The sequence below is a fragment of the Pseudomonas sp. TH34 genome, assembly GCF_016650865.1.
Lineage (GTDB): Bacteria > Pseudomonadota > Gammaproteobacteria > Pseudomonadales > Pseudomonadaceae > Aquipseudomonas > Aquipseudomonas yamanorum.
In genome coordinates this window covers 44,601-58,939 of record NZ_JAEKFB010000010.1, presented here as the reverse complement: position 1 = coordinate 58,939, position 14,339 = coordinate 44,601, and the positions used below count along the sequence as shown (strand labels likewise).

General features: G+C 58.3%; 16 protein-coding genes. 10 read left to right on the top strand and 6 right to left on the bottom strand.

All coding sequences use genetic code 11. The features are described from left to right. Positions 1 to 20: 20 nt before the first annotated feature. Genes JFU58_RS05130 through JFU58_RS05120 form a run of 3 tightly spaced genes read right to left on the bottom strand, consistent with a single transcriptional unit; the run spans position 21 to position 3,602 of the window. The gene (locus JFU58_RS05130) at positions 21 to 599 is read right to left on the bottom strand and encodes a cob(I)yrinic acid a,c-diamide adenosyltransferase (protein ID WP_063027599.1); all 579 of its coding nucleotides are present in this window, start codon (positions 597 to 599) and stop codon (positions 21 to 23) included. 2 nt (positions 600 to 601) lie between these two features. Further along, positions 602 to 2,638 carry a sensor histidine kinase gene (locus JFU58_RS05125; RefSeq protein WP_017475667.1) on the bottom strand — a complete coding sequence of 679 codons (2,037 nt, stop codon included), beginning with the start codon at positions 2,636 to 2,638 and terminating at the stop codon, positions 602 to 604. Between the two features lie 46 nt (positions 2,639 to 2,684). Further along, a complete protein-coding gene (locus JFU58_RS05120; RefSeq protein WP_093205678.1) occupies positions 2,685 to 3,602 on the bottom strand; it encodes a putative 2-dehydropantoate 2-reductase in 918 nt (305 codons plus the stop codon). 125 nt (positions 3,603 to 3,727) lie between these two features. Between JFU58_RS05120 and JFU58_RS05115 the strand changes: the two genes are divergently transcribed. Beyond that, positions 3,728 to 4,213, top strand: coding sequence for a YajQ family cyclic di-GMP-binding protein (locus JFU58_RS05115; RefSeq protein ID WP_017475669.1), 486 nt, complete (start codon positions 3,728 to 3,730; stop codon positions 4,211 to 4,213). A 135-nt stretch (positions 4,214 to 4,348) separates the two neighbouring features. Next, the gene (locus JFU58_RS05110) at positions 4,349 to 5,191 is read left to right on the top strand and encodes a mechanosensitive ion channel family protein (protein ID WP_201139987.1); all 843 of its coding nucleotides are present in this window, start codon (positions 4,349 to 4,351) and stop codon (positions 5,189 to 5,191) included. Between the two features lie 191 nt (positions 5,192 to 5,382). On the opposite strand, the gene JFU58_RS05105 is transcribed toward JFU58_RS05110, so the two are convergent. Then, the gene (locus JFU58_RS05105; RefSeq protein WP_063027607.1) at positions 5,383 to 6,690 is read right to left on the bottom strand and encodes an OprD family porin; all 1,308 of its coding nucleotides are present in this window, start codon (positions 6,688 to 6,690) and stop codon (positions 5,383 to 5,385) included. Between the two features lie 270 nt (positions 6,691 to 6,960). Then, positions 6,961 to 7,200, bottom strand: coding sequence for a hypothetical protein (locus tag JFU58_RS05100; RefSeq protein WP_201139986.1), 240 nt, complete (start codon positions 7,198 to 7,200; stop codon positions 6,961 to 6,963). A gap of 374 nt (positions 7,201 to 7,574) precedes the next feature. Here JFU58_RS05100 and JFU58_RS05095 point away from each other — a divergent pair, with 374 nt between their 5' ends. After that, positions 7,575 to 8,000, top strand: coding sequence for an HIT domain-containing protein (locus JFU58_RS05095; protein WP_201139985.1), 426 nt, complete (start codon positions 7,575 to 7,577; stop codon positions 7,998 to 8,000). Positions 8,001 to 8,003: 3 nt separating this feature from the next. After that, entirely contained in the window at positions 8,004 to 8,210 is a 207-nt protein-coding gene (locus JFU58_RS05090; RefSeq protein WP_017475674.1) for a SlyX family protein, read from the top strand. Between the two features lie 83 nt (positions 8,211 to 8,293). On the opposite strand, the gene JFU58_RS32395 is transcribed toward JFU58_RS05090, so the two are convergent. Beyond that, positions 8,294 to 8,896 (bottom strand): cold-shock protein, encoded by a 603-nt coding sequence (locus JFU58_RS32395; RefSeq protein WP_003209798.1) that lies wholly within the window; start codon positions 8,894 to 8,896, stop codon positions 8,294 to 8,296. A 429-nt stretch (positions 8,897 to 9,325) separates the two neighbouring features. Here JFU58_RS32395 and JFU58_RS05080 point away from each other — a divergent pair, with 429 nt between their 5' ends. From JFU58_RS05080 to ruvC, 6 genes are all read left to right on the top strand, one after another. Then, the gene (locus tag JFU58_RS05080; protein ID WP_003209800.1) at positions 9,326 to 9,799 is read left to right on the top strand and encodes a Dps family protein; all 474 of its coding nucleotides are present in this window, start codon (positions 9,326 to 9,328) and stop codon (positions 9,797 to 9,799) included. A 213-nt stretch (positions 9,800 to 10,012) separates the two neighbouring features. Further along, positions 10,013 to 10,366, top strand: coding sequence for a ribbon-helix-helix domain-containing protein (locus JFU58_RS05075; RefSeq protein WP_081253086.1), 354 nt, complete (start codon positions 10,013 to 10,015; stop codon positions 10,364 to 10,366). Between the two features lie 218 nt (positions 10,367 to 10,584). After that, entirely contained in the window at positions 10,585 to 10,806 is a 222-nt protein-coding gene (locus tag JFU58_RS05070; protein ID WP_003209804.1) for an FmdB family zinc ribbon protein, read from the top strand. 108 nt (positions 10,807 to 10,914) lie between these two features. Next, positions 10,915 to 12,690 (top strand): aspartate--tRNA ligase, encoded by a 1,776-nt coding sequence (aspS, locus tag JFU58_RS05065; RefSeq protein WP_003209808.1) that lies wholly within the window; start codon positions 10,915 to 10,917, stop codon positions 12,688 to 12,690. Between the two features lie 151 nt (positions 12,691 to 12,841). Next, positions 12,842 to 13,588 carry a YebC/PmpR family DNA-binding transcriptional regulator gene (locus JFU58_RS05060; protein ID WP_093205691.1) on the top strand — a complete coding sequence of 249 codons (747 nt, stop codon included), beginning with the start codon at positions 12,842 to 12,844 and terminating at the stop codon, positions 13,586 to 13,588. A gap of 180 nt (positions 13,589 to 13,768) precedes the next feature. Further along, positions 13,769 to 14,293 (top strand): crossover junction endodeoxyribonuclease RuvC, encoded by a 525-nt coding sequence (ruvC, locus tag JFU58_RS05055; RefSeq protein ID WP_003209812.1) that lies wholly within the window; start codon positions 13,769 to 13,771, stop codon positions 14,291 to 14,293. The last annotated feature ends 46 nt before the right edge of the window (positions 14,294 to 14,339 follow it).

Genomic DNA, 14,339 nt, shown 5'->3' with positions numbered 1-14,339 from the left:
TCTCAATCAGTCAGTAAGCATTAGTGCGGCTTTGCCGCCGCCTGCCACAAAATCTCCGCAACGCCCTGACGCTTGGCGATCACCCTGGCTGCCACAAACAGCAAGTCCGACAGCCGGTTGATATACGCCAACCCCACGCCTTCCAGCGGTTCCACAGCATTCAGGTGCTGACACCGACGCTCCGCACTGCGAGCCAGGCTGCGGCACACATGAGCCTGGGCAATCAACGCCGATCCCCCCGGCAGAATGAAGTTCTCCAGCGGCCCGACCTCTTCATTCCAGCGATCGATCGCCGCTTCAAGCCGGTCGACTTCCGCCGCATTCAGCGCCTTGTACACCGGCATCGCCAACTCGCCGCCCAGATCAAACAGCCGATGCTGGCAAGGCGTCAGCACCTCGATCACATCCTTCAATGCCGGATGCTGCCCGCTCTGTTCCTCAAGACCCGCCAACAACAAACCCAGCTGGCTGTTCAGCGCATCGACTTCGCCAATCGCCTCGACCCGTGGATGGTCCTTGGGCACGCGGCGACCATCGCCCAGGCCGGTTTCGCCCTTGTCGCCGGTACGGGTGTAAATCTTCGACAGGCGAAAGCCCATGGTTAGCGCTCCAGTTGAGTGAGTTCGTTGGGGGGCAATTGGCTGCCCGCCAAAGGTAATCGCAGGGTGAAGCAGGTGCCTTGGCCGAGGGTCGATTGGACTTCCATCTGGCCCTTGTGATTGTTGGTGATGATGAAGTACGAAACCGACAGGCCAAGCCCGGTGCCCTGGCCGATCTCCTTGGTGGTGAAGAAGGGCTCAAACGTGCGTTTGCGCACGTTCTCGCTCATGCCGATGCCGTTGTCTTCCACCTGGATCTCCGCCCACGGCGGGTTGAGCCGGGTACGCAGGATGATACGCCCGGGCTCGCTGTCATTTTCACGCTGGTGAATCGCCTGTGCGGCGTTTTTCAGCAGGTTGAGCAGTACCTGCTCCAGTTCGTTGGCGGTGCCGGGCACCGGGCCCAGTTGTGGGTCGAACTGGCGGATGATCGCCTGGCCCTTGAAGTCGAAACCGACGATGAGGTCGAAGTCGTTGCCGGCAATTTCTACGGCCTGGTCGATCAAGGCCGGCAGGTCGCAGGGCGCCATCTGGCGGTTGCTGCGGCGGCTGAAGCTGAGCATGTGGGTGACGATTTTTGCCGCCCGGGCTCCGGCCTGCTGGATGCCATCGAGCAATTGCGGCACTTCGCGGCTTTGCAGGTAGCGGTTGACCATGTCCAGGTCGATGCCCACCTGTTCGGCATGCTCAAGGTTTTTTGGCAGTTCGTTGGACAGGCGGCGGCGGATGTTCTGCACGTTATGCAGGATCGCCCCCAGCGGGTTGTTGATTTCGTGGGCCATGCCGGCGGCCAGGCCGCCGACTGAGAGCATCTTCTCTGACTGTACCATCATCTCTTCCAGGGACAGGCGCTGGGTGATGTCGTCGATCCGGATCACTACGCCACGCCCGGCGCCGCCCATCAGCGGGTAGAAGGTCAGGGCGTAGTGCTTGGGCTCGTCATCCTTGACCCAGGTCACCCGCTCGATCCGCTCCACGGTGTGTTGCTCCACCGTGGCCTTGATTTGCGGCAAAAAGGGTTTGAGCGGTTGGAAGGCAAGGAAGATTGGCTGGTTCAACGCCTCATCCAGACGGGTGCCGGAAAGCGCGCTGGCTTCCTGGTTCCACTGGGTGACGTAGAGCTGTTCATCCAGGGCAATCAGCGCCGAGGGCATCGAGTCGATGATGCTGTTGAGGTAGTTCTGGAAACCGGTGAGTTTTTTCTCGATCTTGCTGCGCACCTGGACTTCCAGTTCCAGCTTGCGGTTGGTGTGGCGGGTTTCTTCCGCCAGGCCCTGGGCCTGATCGTAGGCGGCCTGGGAATCGTCCCGCGCGCGCTTGAGTTGTTGCTCGCGGGCTTCGATGCGCGAAAGCATGGTGTTGAAGGCTTCGGCCAGGCTGCCGATTTCGTCATGGTTGCCGCGACCGGCGCGCAAGGCGTAGTTCTCTTCCCGGGTGACCTGACGCGACAGTTCTTCCAGTTCATGGATCGGCCGGGTAATCAGGCGCTTGATCTGTCGGGCAATCACCAGCCACAGCAGCACACTGAAAATCAGGATGCCCAGGCTGGCGGTGAAGGTCCCGGTGTAAAAGGCCACCGGCAGTTCGCTGCTGGCCACCAGCAGCAAATGCCCGGACGGTTGGCCGGCACGGGGAAGGGTGATCACCTGATTGCTGCGAAACTCGGTGGCGCGCCAGATTTCGATCTCATTGTAATTGGCTGGCAGGTGCAGGCGATTGGCATGTTGCAGTTGGGCCAGGCGCGTACCCTCACCGTCATACAAGGCTGCGGCCCGCAAGGGTGAATAGCTGGTCAGTTCATCCAGCAGGTTTTGCGCCTTGAGCGGCGAGTCCAGGGCTTGGGCAGCCAGCGACGGGTTCGACACCAGTCGACCGATGGCCTGCAAGGCCTGGGGCGCCATGCTTTCCTGGGAGATCCAGTAGGCGGCGCTGATAAAGGTCAGGTTGGCCACCAGCAAGACGGTGGTCAACAAGACCAGCAGGGCCGCCAGCAGTTTTTGCCCAACCGGTAGATTTTCGAGACGCTGGCGCAGTGGCATCAAGGTTTTCGCTGCAAAGGAACAAGCAGGCAGGGTAGCGCGTGCTTCAGTCGCTGGGCAATCCGCGTGCAGACAGTTGCTGTACCAGGCGGACCTGAAGTTGTTGCAGGTGCGGCAAGGTCAGTTGGTGACGTGCGGCCGCCTGGCAGGCATAGCCCAGCAAGTAGCTGATTTCGGTGCGCCGGGCATTGGCCACGTCCTGGTACATCGATGAGTAATTGGCCGCCGTGGCCTGGATCACCCGCTCCACTTCGCTCTGCAAATCCTGCGCGGCGGCGGGTTGGCCGCAGCATTCCAGCAGTTCGGCGAGTTCGGCGCACAGGGTGGCCACTTCGCACTGATGGGCTTGCAGTTCCCCATTGCGGCATTGATACAGCACAGTCAGCGGGTTGATGGCGCAGTTCAGGGCCAGTTTGCGCCACAGGCGGGTGAGGATATCGGTGCTCCATGCATGGGGGATGCCGGCGGCTTGCAGGTCATCCAGCCACAGAGGCGGGGTAGGGTGGCTCGCATCTCCCAGCCAGGTGTAGCCATGGCCGGCAAATACGACCCGCCAGTCGCTTTCGCGAAACGCGCCTTCGGTGCTGGAGGCGAAGATGCAGCGGGCTTGGGGCAGTTGGGCGGCGACTGCATCCTGGCTGCCCAGGCCGTTTTGCAGCAGGATCAGCTCGGCGTGGGGTGCCAGACGATGTTCAAGCTGTGCGACGGCCTCTTGGGCGTCGTAGGCTTTGCACGCCACCAGCAGGCGATGAATCGGCCCAGGGCTGTCGGATGTTTCGCCGACGACTGGATAGGTGTGAGCCACGCCGTGCTCGACCAGGGTCAGGCCCTTGCCGGTCTGATAGCTCGCCAGCCGCGCGTGGTCCCGCAGGATCAGGCGCACCGGCAACCGGGCGCGGGCCAGGCGGGCAGCCCACAATGTTCCGAGGCTGCCAGCGCCGAGGACATGCCAGGTGGTCGACATCAGTTTTTACTCCGTAAGGCTGCCCGCAGTGAACGAGGCGAAAGAACCGCTATAATGCCCGGGCATTTTAGCCTGGGCGTGCTCCATCTCTACTGAGCCGCGCCCCTTTTTATTGGAGAAATTACATGCCGTCGTTCGACGTGGTATCCGAACTGGACAAACACGAAGTCACTAACGCCGTCGAGAACGCCGTCAAGGAGCTGGATCGCCGCTATGACTTGAAGGGCAAGGGCAGCTTCGAGTTCAAGGAAAAGGAGCTGACCGTCAACCTGACCGCAGAAGCCGACTTCCAGCTGGAAGCGATGATTGAGATCCTCAAGCTGTCCCTGGTCAAGCGCAAGATCGATGCGCAGTGCCTTGAAATCAAGGACGCCTATGCCTCCGGCAAGCTGATGAAGCAGGAAGCCGTGCTCAAGGAAGGCATCGACAAGGAGCTGGCGAAGAAAATCGTCGCCCACGTCAAGGACGCCAAGCTCAAGGTCCAGGCCTCCATCCAGGGCGAGCAGGTACGTATCACCGGCAAGAAGCGTGACGACTTGCAAGAGGCCATTGCTGCCCTGCGCGCCAAGACCTTCGACATGCCGCTGCAGTTCAATAACTTCCGCGACTGATAGCACTTTGGGGAACCTGTGGGCGTTTTTGACGTCCCACGCCCCAGAACCTGCGCCCACCATTGAGCCCTACGGGGCTCAATTGTATTTAGGGCCAACCAATAGGCCGAGCATCCGGTAAACAGGAGAATGTAGATGGACTTGAACGCTGAAGTGGATCACCTGATCAAGAGCTCGGAGTCATGGTTACCGATGATCATGGAATACGGCAGCCGATTTTTGCTGGCTGTGGTCACCCTGGCCATCGGTTGGTGGCTGATTAACGTCTTGACCCACCGAGTGGGGCGTTTGCTGGCACTGCGTAATGCTGACCTGGCGCTGCAACACTTCATTACCAACCTGGCGAACATTGCGCTCAAAGTCATGCTGGTGGTCAACGTGGCCTCGATGATCGGCGTGGCAACCACGTCGTTCGTTGCCGCGATTGGTGCCGCCACCCTGGCCATCGGCCTGGCCTTGCAAGGCAGCCTGGCGAACTTCGCCGGCGGCGTGCTGATTCTGTTGTTCCGCCCGTTCCGCATTGGTGACTGGATCGAAGCCCAGGGTACTTCCGGTACCGTCGATAGCATCCAGATTTTTCACACCGTGCTGCGCACCGGCGACAACAAGACGGTGATCATCCCAAACGGCAGCCTGTCCAACGGCCTCATCACCAACACCAACCGTCAGCCGACCCGCAAGGTAGTGTTTGATGTGGGTGTCGACTACGAAGCCGACCTGCAGAAAGCACGTGAAGTGCTGCTGGAACTGGCCAAGGATCCACGGGTACTGGCTGATCCTGCGCCGGCTGCCGTGATTTCCACCTTGGGCGATAGTTCGATCACTGTATCCCTGCGAGTCTGGACCAAGACTGCGGATTATTGGGATGTGATGTTTATGTTCAACGAACTGGCACGTGACCGTTTGAAAGCGGCGGGAATTGATATTCCATTTCCGCAGCGGGTTATTCGCGTCATGCAGGAAAGTGCTACGAAGTAATAGCATGACTGGATGATTAAACCTGGCCGATGTGTCAGGTTTGTTACGCAGCATTAAACTAGATAGCTAGCTTGCTAGTTATTCGGTTGTTGAGATTAAGTTGCAATAAAAAAGCCGCTCACTTGTGAACAAGTGAGCGGCTTTTTAGTTAGAGCCGAGGCCCTAAGTCATCGTTGTAATCAAACTGCCAATTACAAGATGTTCAGCGGGTATTGCGCAATCAGACGCAGTTCGTCCAACGATGCCGAGCCGTAGTACACACCATCGCTGGAGCGGTAAGTGGCTTGACGTACACGCAGGCTCAGGTCTTTAGCCGGGCCGCTCTGAATCACGTACTTGGCCTCGATGTCGCGTTCCCACTCTTTGGCGTTGTTGGTCACGCCGTTGTCAGCACCGCTACCGGTGACATAACGAGTCATGAAGCTCAGGCCTGGAATGCCGAAGGTGGCCATGTTCAGGTCGTAGCGAGCTTGCCAGGATTTTTCACCTTCAGCGTTGAAGTCGGAACGGGCAACGGAGTTGGCGAGGAAAATCGTGCCGCCGCCGTCTACGCCGTAACCGTAGTCGCCGTCACCGGTGACCTTCTGGTAGGCCAGGGTGAAGGTGTGAGCGTCGATGGTGTACGCGCCTTGCAAGCTGTAGGCACGGTTGTCGAGCTTGGTGGTGTTGTCTTTTTCTGCGCGTTGCAGACCAAGGCCATCACTTTTGGTGCTGTAGATGTTGAAGTCAAAGGCCAGCGACTGTTCCTTGCTCAAGGCATGGGTCCAGTTGATGTTGGCGTAGGTCTTCTTCCAGTAGTCTTCGGTTTTCGCGTAGTACAGGCTACCGGTCAGCTCTGGGGTGAACGCGTAGACGCCACCGACAAAGTTGGTTTCCTTCAGGCCCAGGCTGTCATGGTAGGTCTGGGCTTGCGCGGTGCTGGCGGTGAAGTGACCACCTTCCAGTTTCAGGCCCTTGATCTCGTTGCTGGTGATCGAGACACCTTGTGGCAGCTCAGGCAGCAGGCGGCTGTCGTCGGAAGCGAAGACAGGAGCGGTGGTGTATTGGTCGCCGATTTTCAAGACCGTGTCGGAGAAACGGAATTTAACGGCGGCGCCACCTTTGGAGTAGTCATCCTGTGCACGGCCATCAGCGCCGTTAGGGAACAGGCCTGTACCTGCATGGCCACGGCCGCTGTCCAGTTTCACACCCAGCAAACCGATTACATCAACACCGACGCCGATGGTGCCCTGGGTGAAGCCTGATTGGTAAAGAGCATTGAAGCCCAGGCCCGTTTCTTCGGAGATGCTCTTCTTCTCAGTACTGCCTGCTTTAACAGGTTTGTAACCGCCAGCAGGTTCGTTGCGGATATCACGGCTGAAATACAGAAGACGGGTATTGATGCTGAAAGTACTGTCTTCAACAAAGCCCTTGGCATCGTCCTGGGAGGACGCGATTGCGAACTGCGAGGTGCCTGCTGAAACAGCCAGGGCGATCATGCTCCACTTCATCACGCGCATCGTGATTTGCTCCTTTGGTTTTAGGAAGAGTACTGCCGTCCCACCTATATTTTTGTCTGGGCGGCTCTTTCTTTTTTGTGTCGGCGCAAAGTTATATCACGCAGACATTATTGACGATACTTGCACATCTATCCTTTCAGCTTCTTTACGGGTCTGTCGTAAATTGCTAGCTCCATGTCGCAAATTCACAGTCCGCTTGTAACCGGACTGACAACTTCAATACTGTTTAAAAGCATCGAGGTGGGGGTGGGAACCTCCCTTCTCAAAGTTTTAACTCTTTCCTGAAAAAGCATTGAACCGCTGTTGTTTTCCGTCGCGAAACACCTGCTTCCTGCCGGTGCCGTTGTCGACGATGCAGGGGTGAATGCAACAAGCGTGCACAAACCGGTAACCGAATGTGATTTTTTCGTGAAAATTGTCAACGGCCTGTAAAAACCGCATAAGCACGGGCTTTTTACGCCGTTTGGTTTGGCCTTGTGGCACCTGCCGCACGCCACTGCGGTGGTGCATAAAACCTGCACCAGAACAAAACGTTACCGGTTCACCCCTTTCTGTGAGTAGTCGGTGGATCCCTTTGAAGCACAAATGGGTCATTTTGGTGCAGGTGTTCCTTGCCTGCGTTTTTGCTCGAAGTCGCTCTTCGCTCCTTGAAATCCCTCTGGCTCAAGGTCTTGGGGGAGCGCCCGCGTCCTGACTTTGACTGCATCTGGACACATTGGTCATTTAGCGTAGCTGAAATATTGGTCTGTCTCGAAATGGTGCGCTTTTTTTCGTGGTGTCCCATTTGGACGCGTATTTGGCCTGATGCATTCGCCGTGAAGCGCTCGGCATTCGCAGGTATGCTGGGCGCCTGAAACCTGACCCGCCGAACGGGAGTGACTGCTGTGTTCGCCTTAGATCCACGTCTTCAACAAGACACCTTGCCCATTGGGGATTTCCCCCTGTGCCGGCTGCTGCTGTCCAATGACTCGAATTACCCCTGGTTCATCCTGGTGCCGCGCATCGACGGTATCAGCGAAGTGTTTCAACTGGATGTCGCTGACCAGCAGCGGGTGTGGCAGGAAAGCACGGTGCTGGCGCAACTGCTTAATGAAGGGTTTGGCGCCGACAAGATGAATATCGGTGCCCTGGGTAACGTGGTCAGCCAACTGCACGTGCATGTAATCGTGCGCAAGCGCGATGACGCTGCCTGGCCGGCGCCGGTCTGGGGCAAGCATCCGGCGAAGCCATACAGCGACGAGCAGCTGGCGACCATTCGTGCACGCCTGCGCGAGATCCTGCCGGCTGATTTCATGTTTCTGGAGGCTTGAGTCATGGACCTCCAAGACCGTGTGACCGACCTGGAAAGCCGCTTGGCCTTTCAGGACGACACCATTGAGACCCTCAATGACATCCTGGTCACCCAGCAGCGGGCGGTCGAACGCCTGCAGATGCAGATGACTGCGTTGCTCAAGCGCCAGGAAGAAATGGGCGGCCAGTTCGAGTCATCCGAGGAAGAAGCGCCGCCGCCTCATTATTAATAAGGCAGGGATGAATCCCCGGGCATAAAAAAACCGCGATGCAGCCAGGCTGCATCGCGGTTTCTTTTTTCGGGGTGCTGGAATCAGCGGCGCGGCAACGCGGCGATCACATCTTCAGCTTGCAGGCCCTTGTCACGATTCATGACGGAGAACTCCACGCGCTGGCCTTCCACCAGGACGCGATGGCCTTCGCCGCGAATCGCCCGGAAGTGGACGAAGATATCGTCGCCCGAATCCCGGGAAATAAAGCCGAAGCCCTTGGAGGTGTTGAACCACTTCACGGTACCGGTATCCCGGTTGGTCATGTCGTAGCTTTGCGACGCAGCGGCCGGGGAGGAACGGTAGAAACTGATGGCCAGATGAAGAACGATGGCGACCAGTGCGATTGCCAAACTGAGCAGGACGGCCGGGTGGCCACCGACTTCAGGCATAGGCGCCAGCAGGGTGAGGGTTTGCACGACAACAGCCAGGACCAGCAGGGCGCTGACCAGGTTTTGCAGTTGATGACGCGGGCCTTTGTTCCAGTAAGGAATGACTGGAGCCAGTGTCAGGTTAAGAAGACCAAAAAAGGTCAGGTAGAGAGCGTCAGGTTGTTGCAGGTAAGGCAGGGTTTCTGATCGCAGGCTGGGGATAAAGGACAGCAGCAAAGCTGCAGCGCCCGTTAGCAGGTGGACGATTTTCAACATTTTGATTAACTCACGTTAAGACGGATCACGAGGAAGAGCTGACTGGCACGGTTCGCTTCTGAACAATGGGAGGCGTTGGACACGTACACGGGTATCAGCCTATGCCGCTTGCCGCAAACAAAAACGGCGGCGACACGCTGCCTATTTAACAGCAAAGCCTGTGCCTACTCAAATCAAGCATTTCGGGCTGTTGCGAGGCATGCGGCATTTCTGCGTCAAACGCTTGTCCTAGACAGGTGCGGGTTTTTTTCGCCGGCGGCGGATAATTTTTTCGGCAGGGCTTGAAGCTTTGCCTGCCGTGTAAACCCGCTCTGCGAGGGGCAATTTGCCGCACCTCGAGAGGGTCGGCCGGGCTGCGCAAGGCCGGCACTCTTGCTAGAGTGGTCCTGCACCTGATCAATGAATGTTTATCAATTGAAGGGGAAACACATGGCAATCGATATTGGTATCAGTGAAGAAGACCGTAAATCAATCGTTGACGGACTTTCGCGCCTGCTTTCCGATACCTATGTACTTTACCTGAAGACCCACAACTTCCATTGGAACGTAACGGGCCCGATGTTTCGCACACTGCACTTGATGTTTGAAGAGCAGTACAACGAACTGGCGCTGGCGGTGGATTCAATTGCAGAGCGTATACGCGCCCTGGGCTTCCCCGCACCGGGTGCTTATTCGGTGTACGCACGACTTTCTTCGATCAAGGAAGAAGAGGGTGTGCCGAGTGCTGAAGACATGATCAAGCAATTGGTCGAAGGCCAGGAAGCGGTTACCCGCACGGCCCGGGGCATCTTCCCGTTGCTGGATAAAGTCAGCGATGAACCCACTGCGGACTTGCTGACCCAGCGTATGCAAGTTCATGAAAAGACCGCGTGGATGTTGCGTTCCCTGCTCGAAAACAAGTAATGCCGGTGGCGGGTGGGCGTCGAGCTGACGCCCCTCGCGTGCCTGTTTTTCGGCGATTTTCCTGACCCCGCGAGCTTCCTGATACACGCGTTGGCTTGTCCTACGGCGATCGGCTCCCTGTCTTCTGGCTGCACTTGTCTTCTTGATGTTTTATAGCTCAACGGCCAACGACAACACTGATGAGTGGCCGTCAGGCAATGGAGTGTCAAGTGTATGTCACGCGGAGCAGGTAATGGAGTTATGGAAACGTGCGGGTTGCACAAGATAAAGGTAGATCCCTTTGCCAAAGGGTTCGATATGAACTTGGCGAGGCCATTGTCCCGATCCGTTCGGCTTAATGGTTTTTCGACGTGTTTGCGACTCGAAGAGGTCTATTGGAATATCCTTGCGGAAATAGCCCGGATCAATACATGTTCGGTCAGTGCGTTGCTGTCTTACGTGGACCGTGAAGTGCACTTGCGATATGGCGGTGTAAAGAACTTCAGCGGTCTGGTCAGGGTAGTTTGTGTGGTTCATGTATTGAAAGAGCGCCTTAATGCGTCGGGTGTCCATCCGGACCTGGCATGATCCTTGTGCCAGTCGCCAGGCTCGGGATTGCCCCGGGTCGGGCGTCTGGCAGAAGCCTGCTGCAGCCACCTATATAAAGAGCAGCGCGCCGCTACGGCTGCACAGCCTCGATTTACCAGATATAATCCCGGGCTTTGCTGCGCATGCCGGGACTTTCCCACGGGATAGAGCCAGGGCAGGGCGTGGCGCAGTAATGATCTGATCGCCGAGACATCTCCATGCCCATGTACGACTATCAATGCGCTTCCTGTGGTCATCAGTTGGAAGCCATTCAAAAGATCAGCGCAGCGCCGCTGGTCGATTGCCCTGCCTGCCAGGCTCCGGAGCTCAAGAAGATGTTGTCCATGCCGGGCTTTCGCCTGAGTGGCAACGGTTGGTACGAGACCGATTTCAAGACCGGTTCGAAGAAGAATCTGGCCGGCGGCGACAAAGCAGACTGAGTTGAACTCTACGCGCAGGCTCCTGCATTATCCGTCACCTGACTTAGCTGTACGGTGATGAGGCAGGCCTCCACCGAATTTCGAATTACGAGAAGCGAAACCACTATCATGATGCGCAGCCACTATTGCGGCCAACTGAACGAGACCCTGGAAGGTCAGGAAATCACCCTTTGCGGATGGGTTCACCGTCGCCGCGACCACGGCGGGGTGATCTTCCTCGATATCCGTGATCGTGATGGTCTGGCCCAGGTGGTGTTCGATCCGGACCGCGCCGAGAGCTTCGCCGCCGCCGACCGCGTGCGCAGCGAGTACGTCGTGAAGATCACCGGCAAGGTTCGCCTGCGTCCGGCCGGTGCCACCAACGCCAACATGGCGTCGGGCATGATCGAAGTGCTGGGTTACGAACTGGAAGTGCTGAACGAGTCGGAAACCCCGCCGTTCCCACTGAACGAGTTCTCCGACGTTGGCGAAGAAACCCGCCTGCGTTATCGTTTTCTGGACCTGCGTCGCCCGGAAATGGCCGAGAAGCTGCGTCTGCGCTCGCGCATGACCACCAGCATCCGTCGCTTCCTCGACGAGAACGGCTTCCTCGACGTCGAAACGCCGATCCTGACCCGTGCTACCCCGGAAGGCGCTCGCGACTACCTGGTGCCGAGCCGTACCCACGCCGGTTCCTTCTTCGCCTTGCCGCAATCGCCACAGCTGTTCAAGCAGTTGCTGATGGTGGCCGGCTTCGACCGTTACTACCAGATCGCCAAATGCTTCCGTGACGAAGACCTGCGGGCTGACCGCCAGCCGGAATTCACCCAGATCGACATCGAGACCAGTTTCCTCGATGAAAAAGAGATCATGGGCATCACCGAGCAGATGATCCGCAACCTGTTCAAGGAAGTGCTGAACCTGGAGTTCGGCGAATTCCCGCACATGACCTTCGAAGAAGCCATGCGCCGTTACGGTTCCGACAAGCCGGACCTGCGTAACCCGCTGGAACTGGTTGACGTTGAAGACCAACTCAAAGACGTCGACTTCAAAGTGTTCAGCGGCCCGGCCAACGACCCGAAATGCCGTATTGCCGCGCTGCGCGTTCCTGGCGCTGCGAGCATGCCGCGCAAGCAGATCGACGACTACACCAAGTTCGTCGGCATCTACGGTGCCAAGGGCCTGGCGTACATCAAGGTCAACGAGCGCGCCAAGGGCGTTGAAGGCCTGCAGTCGCCAATCGTCAAGAACATCCCTGAAGCCAACCTCAACGTGATCCTTGATCGTGTTGGTGCGGTCGACGGCGACATCGTTTTCTTCGGTGCCGACAAGTCGAAGATCGTCAGCGAAGCGCTGGGTGCACTGCGGATCAAGGTCGGTAACGACCTGAACCTGCTGACCTGCCAGTGGGCGCCGATGTGGGTTGTCGACTTCCCGATGTTCGAAGAGAACGACGACGGTAGCTTCAGCGCGCTGCACCACCCGTTCACCGCGCCGAAGTGCACGCCGCAAGAGCTCGAAGCCAACCCGGCTGGCGCTCTGTCCCGTGCCTACGACATGGTGCTCAACGGCACCGAGCTGGGTGGCGGTTCGATCCGTATCCACCGCAAGGAAATGCAGCAATCGGTCTTCCGCCTGCTGGGCATCAACGAAGATGAGCAGCAAGAGAAGTTCGGCTTCCTGCTCGACGCCCTGAAGTACGGCGCACCGCCTCACGGTGGCCTGGCCTTCGGCCTGGACCGTCTGGTGATGCTGATGACCGGTGCCCAGTCGATCCGTGAAGTGATTGCCTTCCCGAAAACCCAAAGTGCTGCCGACGTCATGACGCAAGCACCGGGTGTGGTGGATGCCAAGGCACTGCGCGAGCTGCATATCCGTCTGCGCGAGACACCAAAGGCTGAGTAAGGCCGCAGCGTGAAAGCGCGATAAGGTTTTACATTGTCAGCTAAGGGCGCATCTTCGGATGCGCCTTTGCGTTACAAGGGCTGCACGTTAAAGAGGGAAGTCCCGCCAGGGGCGGGATTGACAGGTTTCTACAGAATTTCGGAGTTGTGTTATGGCTGGCCATTCCAAGTGGGCGAACATCAAGCACCGCAAAGAGCGTCAGGATGCCAAGAAAGGCAAGATCTTCACCAAGTGGATTCGCGAGCTGACCGTCGCTGCGCGCCAGGGTGGCGGTGACCCGGGTTCCAACCCGCGTCTGCGCCTGGCCCTGGACAAGGCCCTCGGCGCCAACATGAGCCGCGACATCATCGACCGCGCCGTGGCCCGTGGTGCCGGTGCGGCCGATACCGACGACATGGTCGAGTTGAGCTACGAAGGCTACGGCCCGGGTGGCGTGGCGGTGATGGTCGAGTGCATGACTGACAACCGCAACCGTACTGCGGCTGCCGTGCGCCATGCGTTCAGCAAATGTGGCGGCAACCTGGGGACTGACGGTTCGGTGGCCTACCTGTTTGAGCGCAAGGGGCAGATCTCCTTCGCGCCGGGTGTTGACGAAGATGCACTGATCGAAGCAGCGATGGAGGCCGATGCTGACGACGTGGTGACCAACGAAGACGGTTCCATCGACGTGTTTACCTCGTTCGCGGGCTTCTACTCGGTGCGCAACGCGTTGGAAGCGGCCGGTTTCAAAGGTACCGATGCGGAAATCGTGATGCTGCCCACCACCAGCGCCGAGCTGGACCTGGACGGGGCGCAGAAGGTACTCAAGATGCTCGATATGCTCGAAGACCTGGATGACGTGCAGAACGTCTATTCCAATGCCGATATCCCGGAGTTGGTGGCCGAACAGCTCGTTTAAGAGCACCAAAGATCCAATGTGGGAGCTGTCGAGCCTTGGCGAGGCTGCGATGGCATCAACCCGGTGTAACTGAAGCACCGAGGTGCCTGTATCGCAGGCAAGCCAGCTCCCACAGGGATCTATGCTGTTACACAAACCATGTGCCTGGCGCATCCGCTTTAAACCCATCCCGCAGGCGTTATGACTCTTATCCTAGGTATCGACCCCGGTTCGCGAATCACCGGCTTTGGCGTGGTCCAACAGACCCCGCGAGGCTGCGTGTACGTGGCGTCGGGCTGTATCCGTACCGGCGCCGGCGAGCTTGCCGAGCGCTTGCAGATCGTTTACCGCGGCGTGCGTGAAGTGATCCAGACTTACGGCCCGGTCACCATGGGCATCGAAAAAGTGTTCATGGCAAAAAACGCCGACTCCGCCTTGAAGCTCGGCCAAGCCCGCGGTGCTGCCATCGTGGCCGGTGCCGAGGAGGGCATGGAGATCGCGGAGTACACCGCGACCCAGGTCAAGCAAGCCGTGGTCGGCACCGGTGCGGCCAACAAGGAGCAGGTGATGATGATGGTCATGCACATGCTCAAGCTCACCGCCAAACCGCAAATCGATGCCTCCGACGCCCTGGCCATTGCCATTTGCCACGCCCACACCCGTTCCAGCCTGATGCCCCACGGCTTGGGTACGGCACGCAGTCGTGGCGGCCGCCTGCGTCTCTGATAGCATCAGCGCAATCATTCTGCGTGGGGTGCATGAACGGCCTGTA

Bases quoted from the DNA above. Each gene is read 5' to 3' on its own strand.
- JFU58_RS05130 (WP_063027599.1), bottom strand. From the start codon at position 599: ATGGGCTTTCGCCTGTCGAAGATTTACACCCGTACCGGCGACAAGGGC.
- JFU58_RS05125 (WP_017475667.1), bottom strand. From the start codon at position 2,638: ATGCCACTGCGCCAGCGTCTCGAAAATCTACCGGTTGGGCAAAAACTG.
- JFU58_RS05120 (WP_093205678.1), bottom strand. From the start codon at position 3,602: ATGTCGACCACCTGGCATGTCCTCGGCGCTGGCAGCCTCGGAACATTG.
- JFU58_RS05115 (WP_017475669.1), top strand. From the start codon at position 3,728: ATGCCGTCGTTCGACGTGGTATCCGAACTGGACAAACACGAAGTCACT.
- JFU58_RS05110 (WP_201139987.1), top strand. From the start codon at position 4,349: ATGGACTTGAACGCTGAAGTGGATCACCTGATCAAGAGCTCGGAGTCA.
- JFU58_RS05105 (WP_063027607.1), bottom strand. From the start codon at position 6,690: ATGCGCGTGATGAAGTGGAGCATGATCGCCCTGGCTGTTTCAGCAGGC.
- JFU58_RS05100 (WP_201139986.1), bottom strand. From the start codon at position 7,200: ATGCACCACCGCAGTGGCGTGCGGCAGGTGCCACAAGGCCAAACCAAA.
- JFU58_RS05090 (WP_017475674.1), top strand. From the start codon at position 8,004: ATGGACCTCCAAGACCGTGTGACCGACCTGGAAAGCCGCTTGGCCTTT.
- JFU58_RS32395 (WP_003209798.1), bottom strand. From the start codon at position 8,896: ATGTTGAAAATCGTCCACCTGCTAACGGGCGCTGCAGCTTTGCTGCTG.
- JFU58_RS05080 (WP_003209800.1), top strand. From the start codon at position 9,326: ATGGCAATCGATATTGGTATCAGTGAAGAAGACCGTAAATCAATCGTT.
- JFU58_RS05075 (WP_081253086.1), top strand. From the start codon at position 10,013: ATGTCACGCGGAGCAGGTAATGGAGTTATGGAAACGTGCGGGTTGCAC.
- JFU58_RS05070 (WP_003209804.1), top strand. From the start codon at position 10,585: ATGCCCATGTACGACTATCAATGCGCTTCCTGTGGTCATCAGTTGGAA.
- aspS (WP_003209808.1), top strand. From the start codon at position 10,915: ATGATGCGCAGCCACTATTGCGGCCAACTGAACGAGACCCTGGAAGGT.
- JFU58_RS05060 (WP_093205691.1), top strand. From the start codon at position 12,842: ATGGCTGGCCATTCCAAGTGGGCGAACATCAAGCACCGCAAAGAGCGT.
- ruvC (WP_003209812.1), top strand. From the start codon at position 13,769: ATGACTCTTATCCTAGGTATCGACCCCGGTTCGCGAATCACCGGCTTT.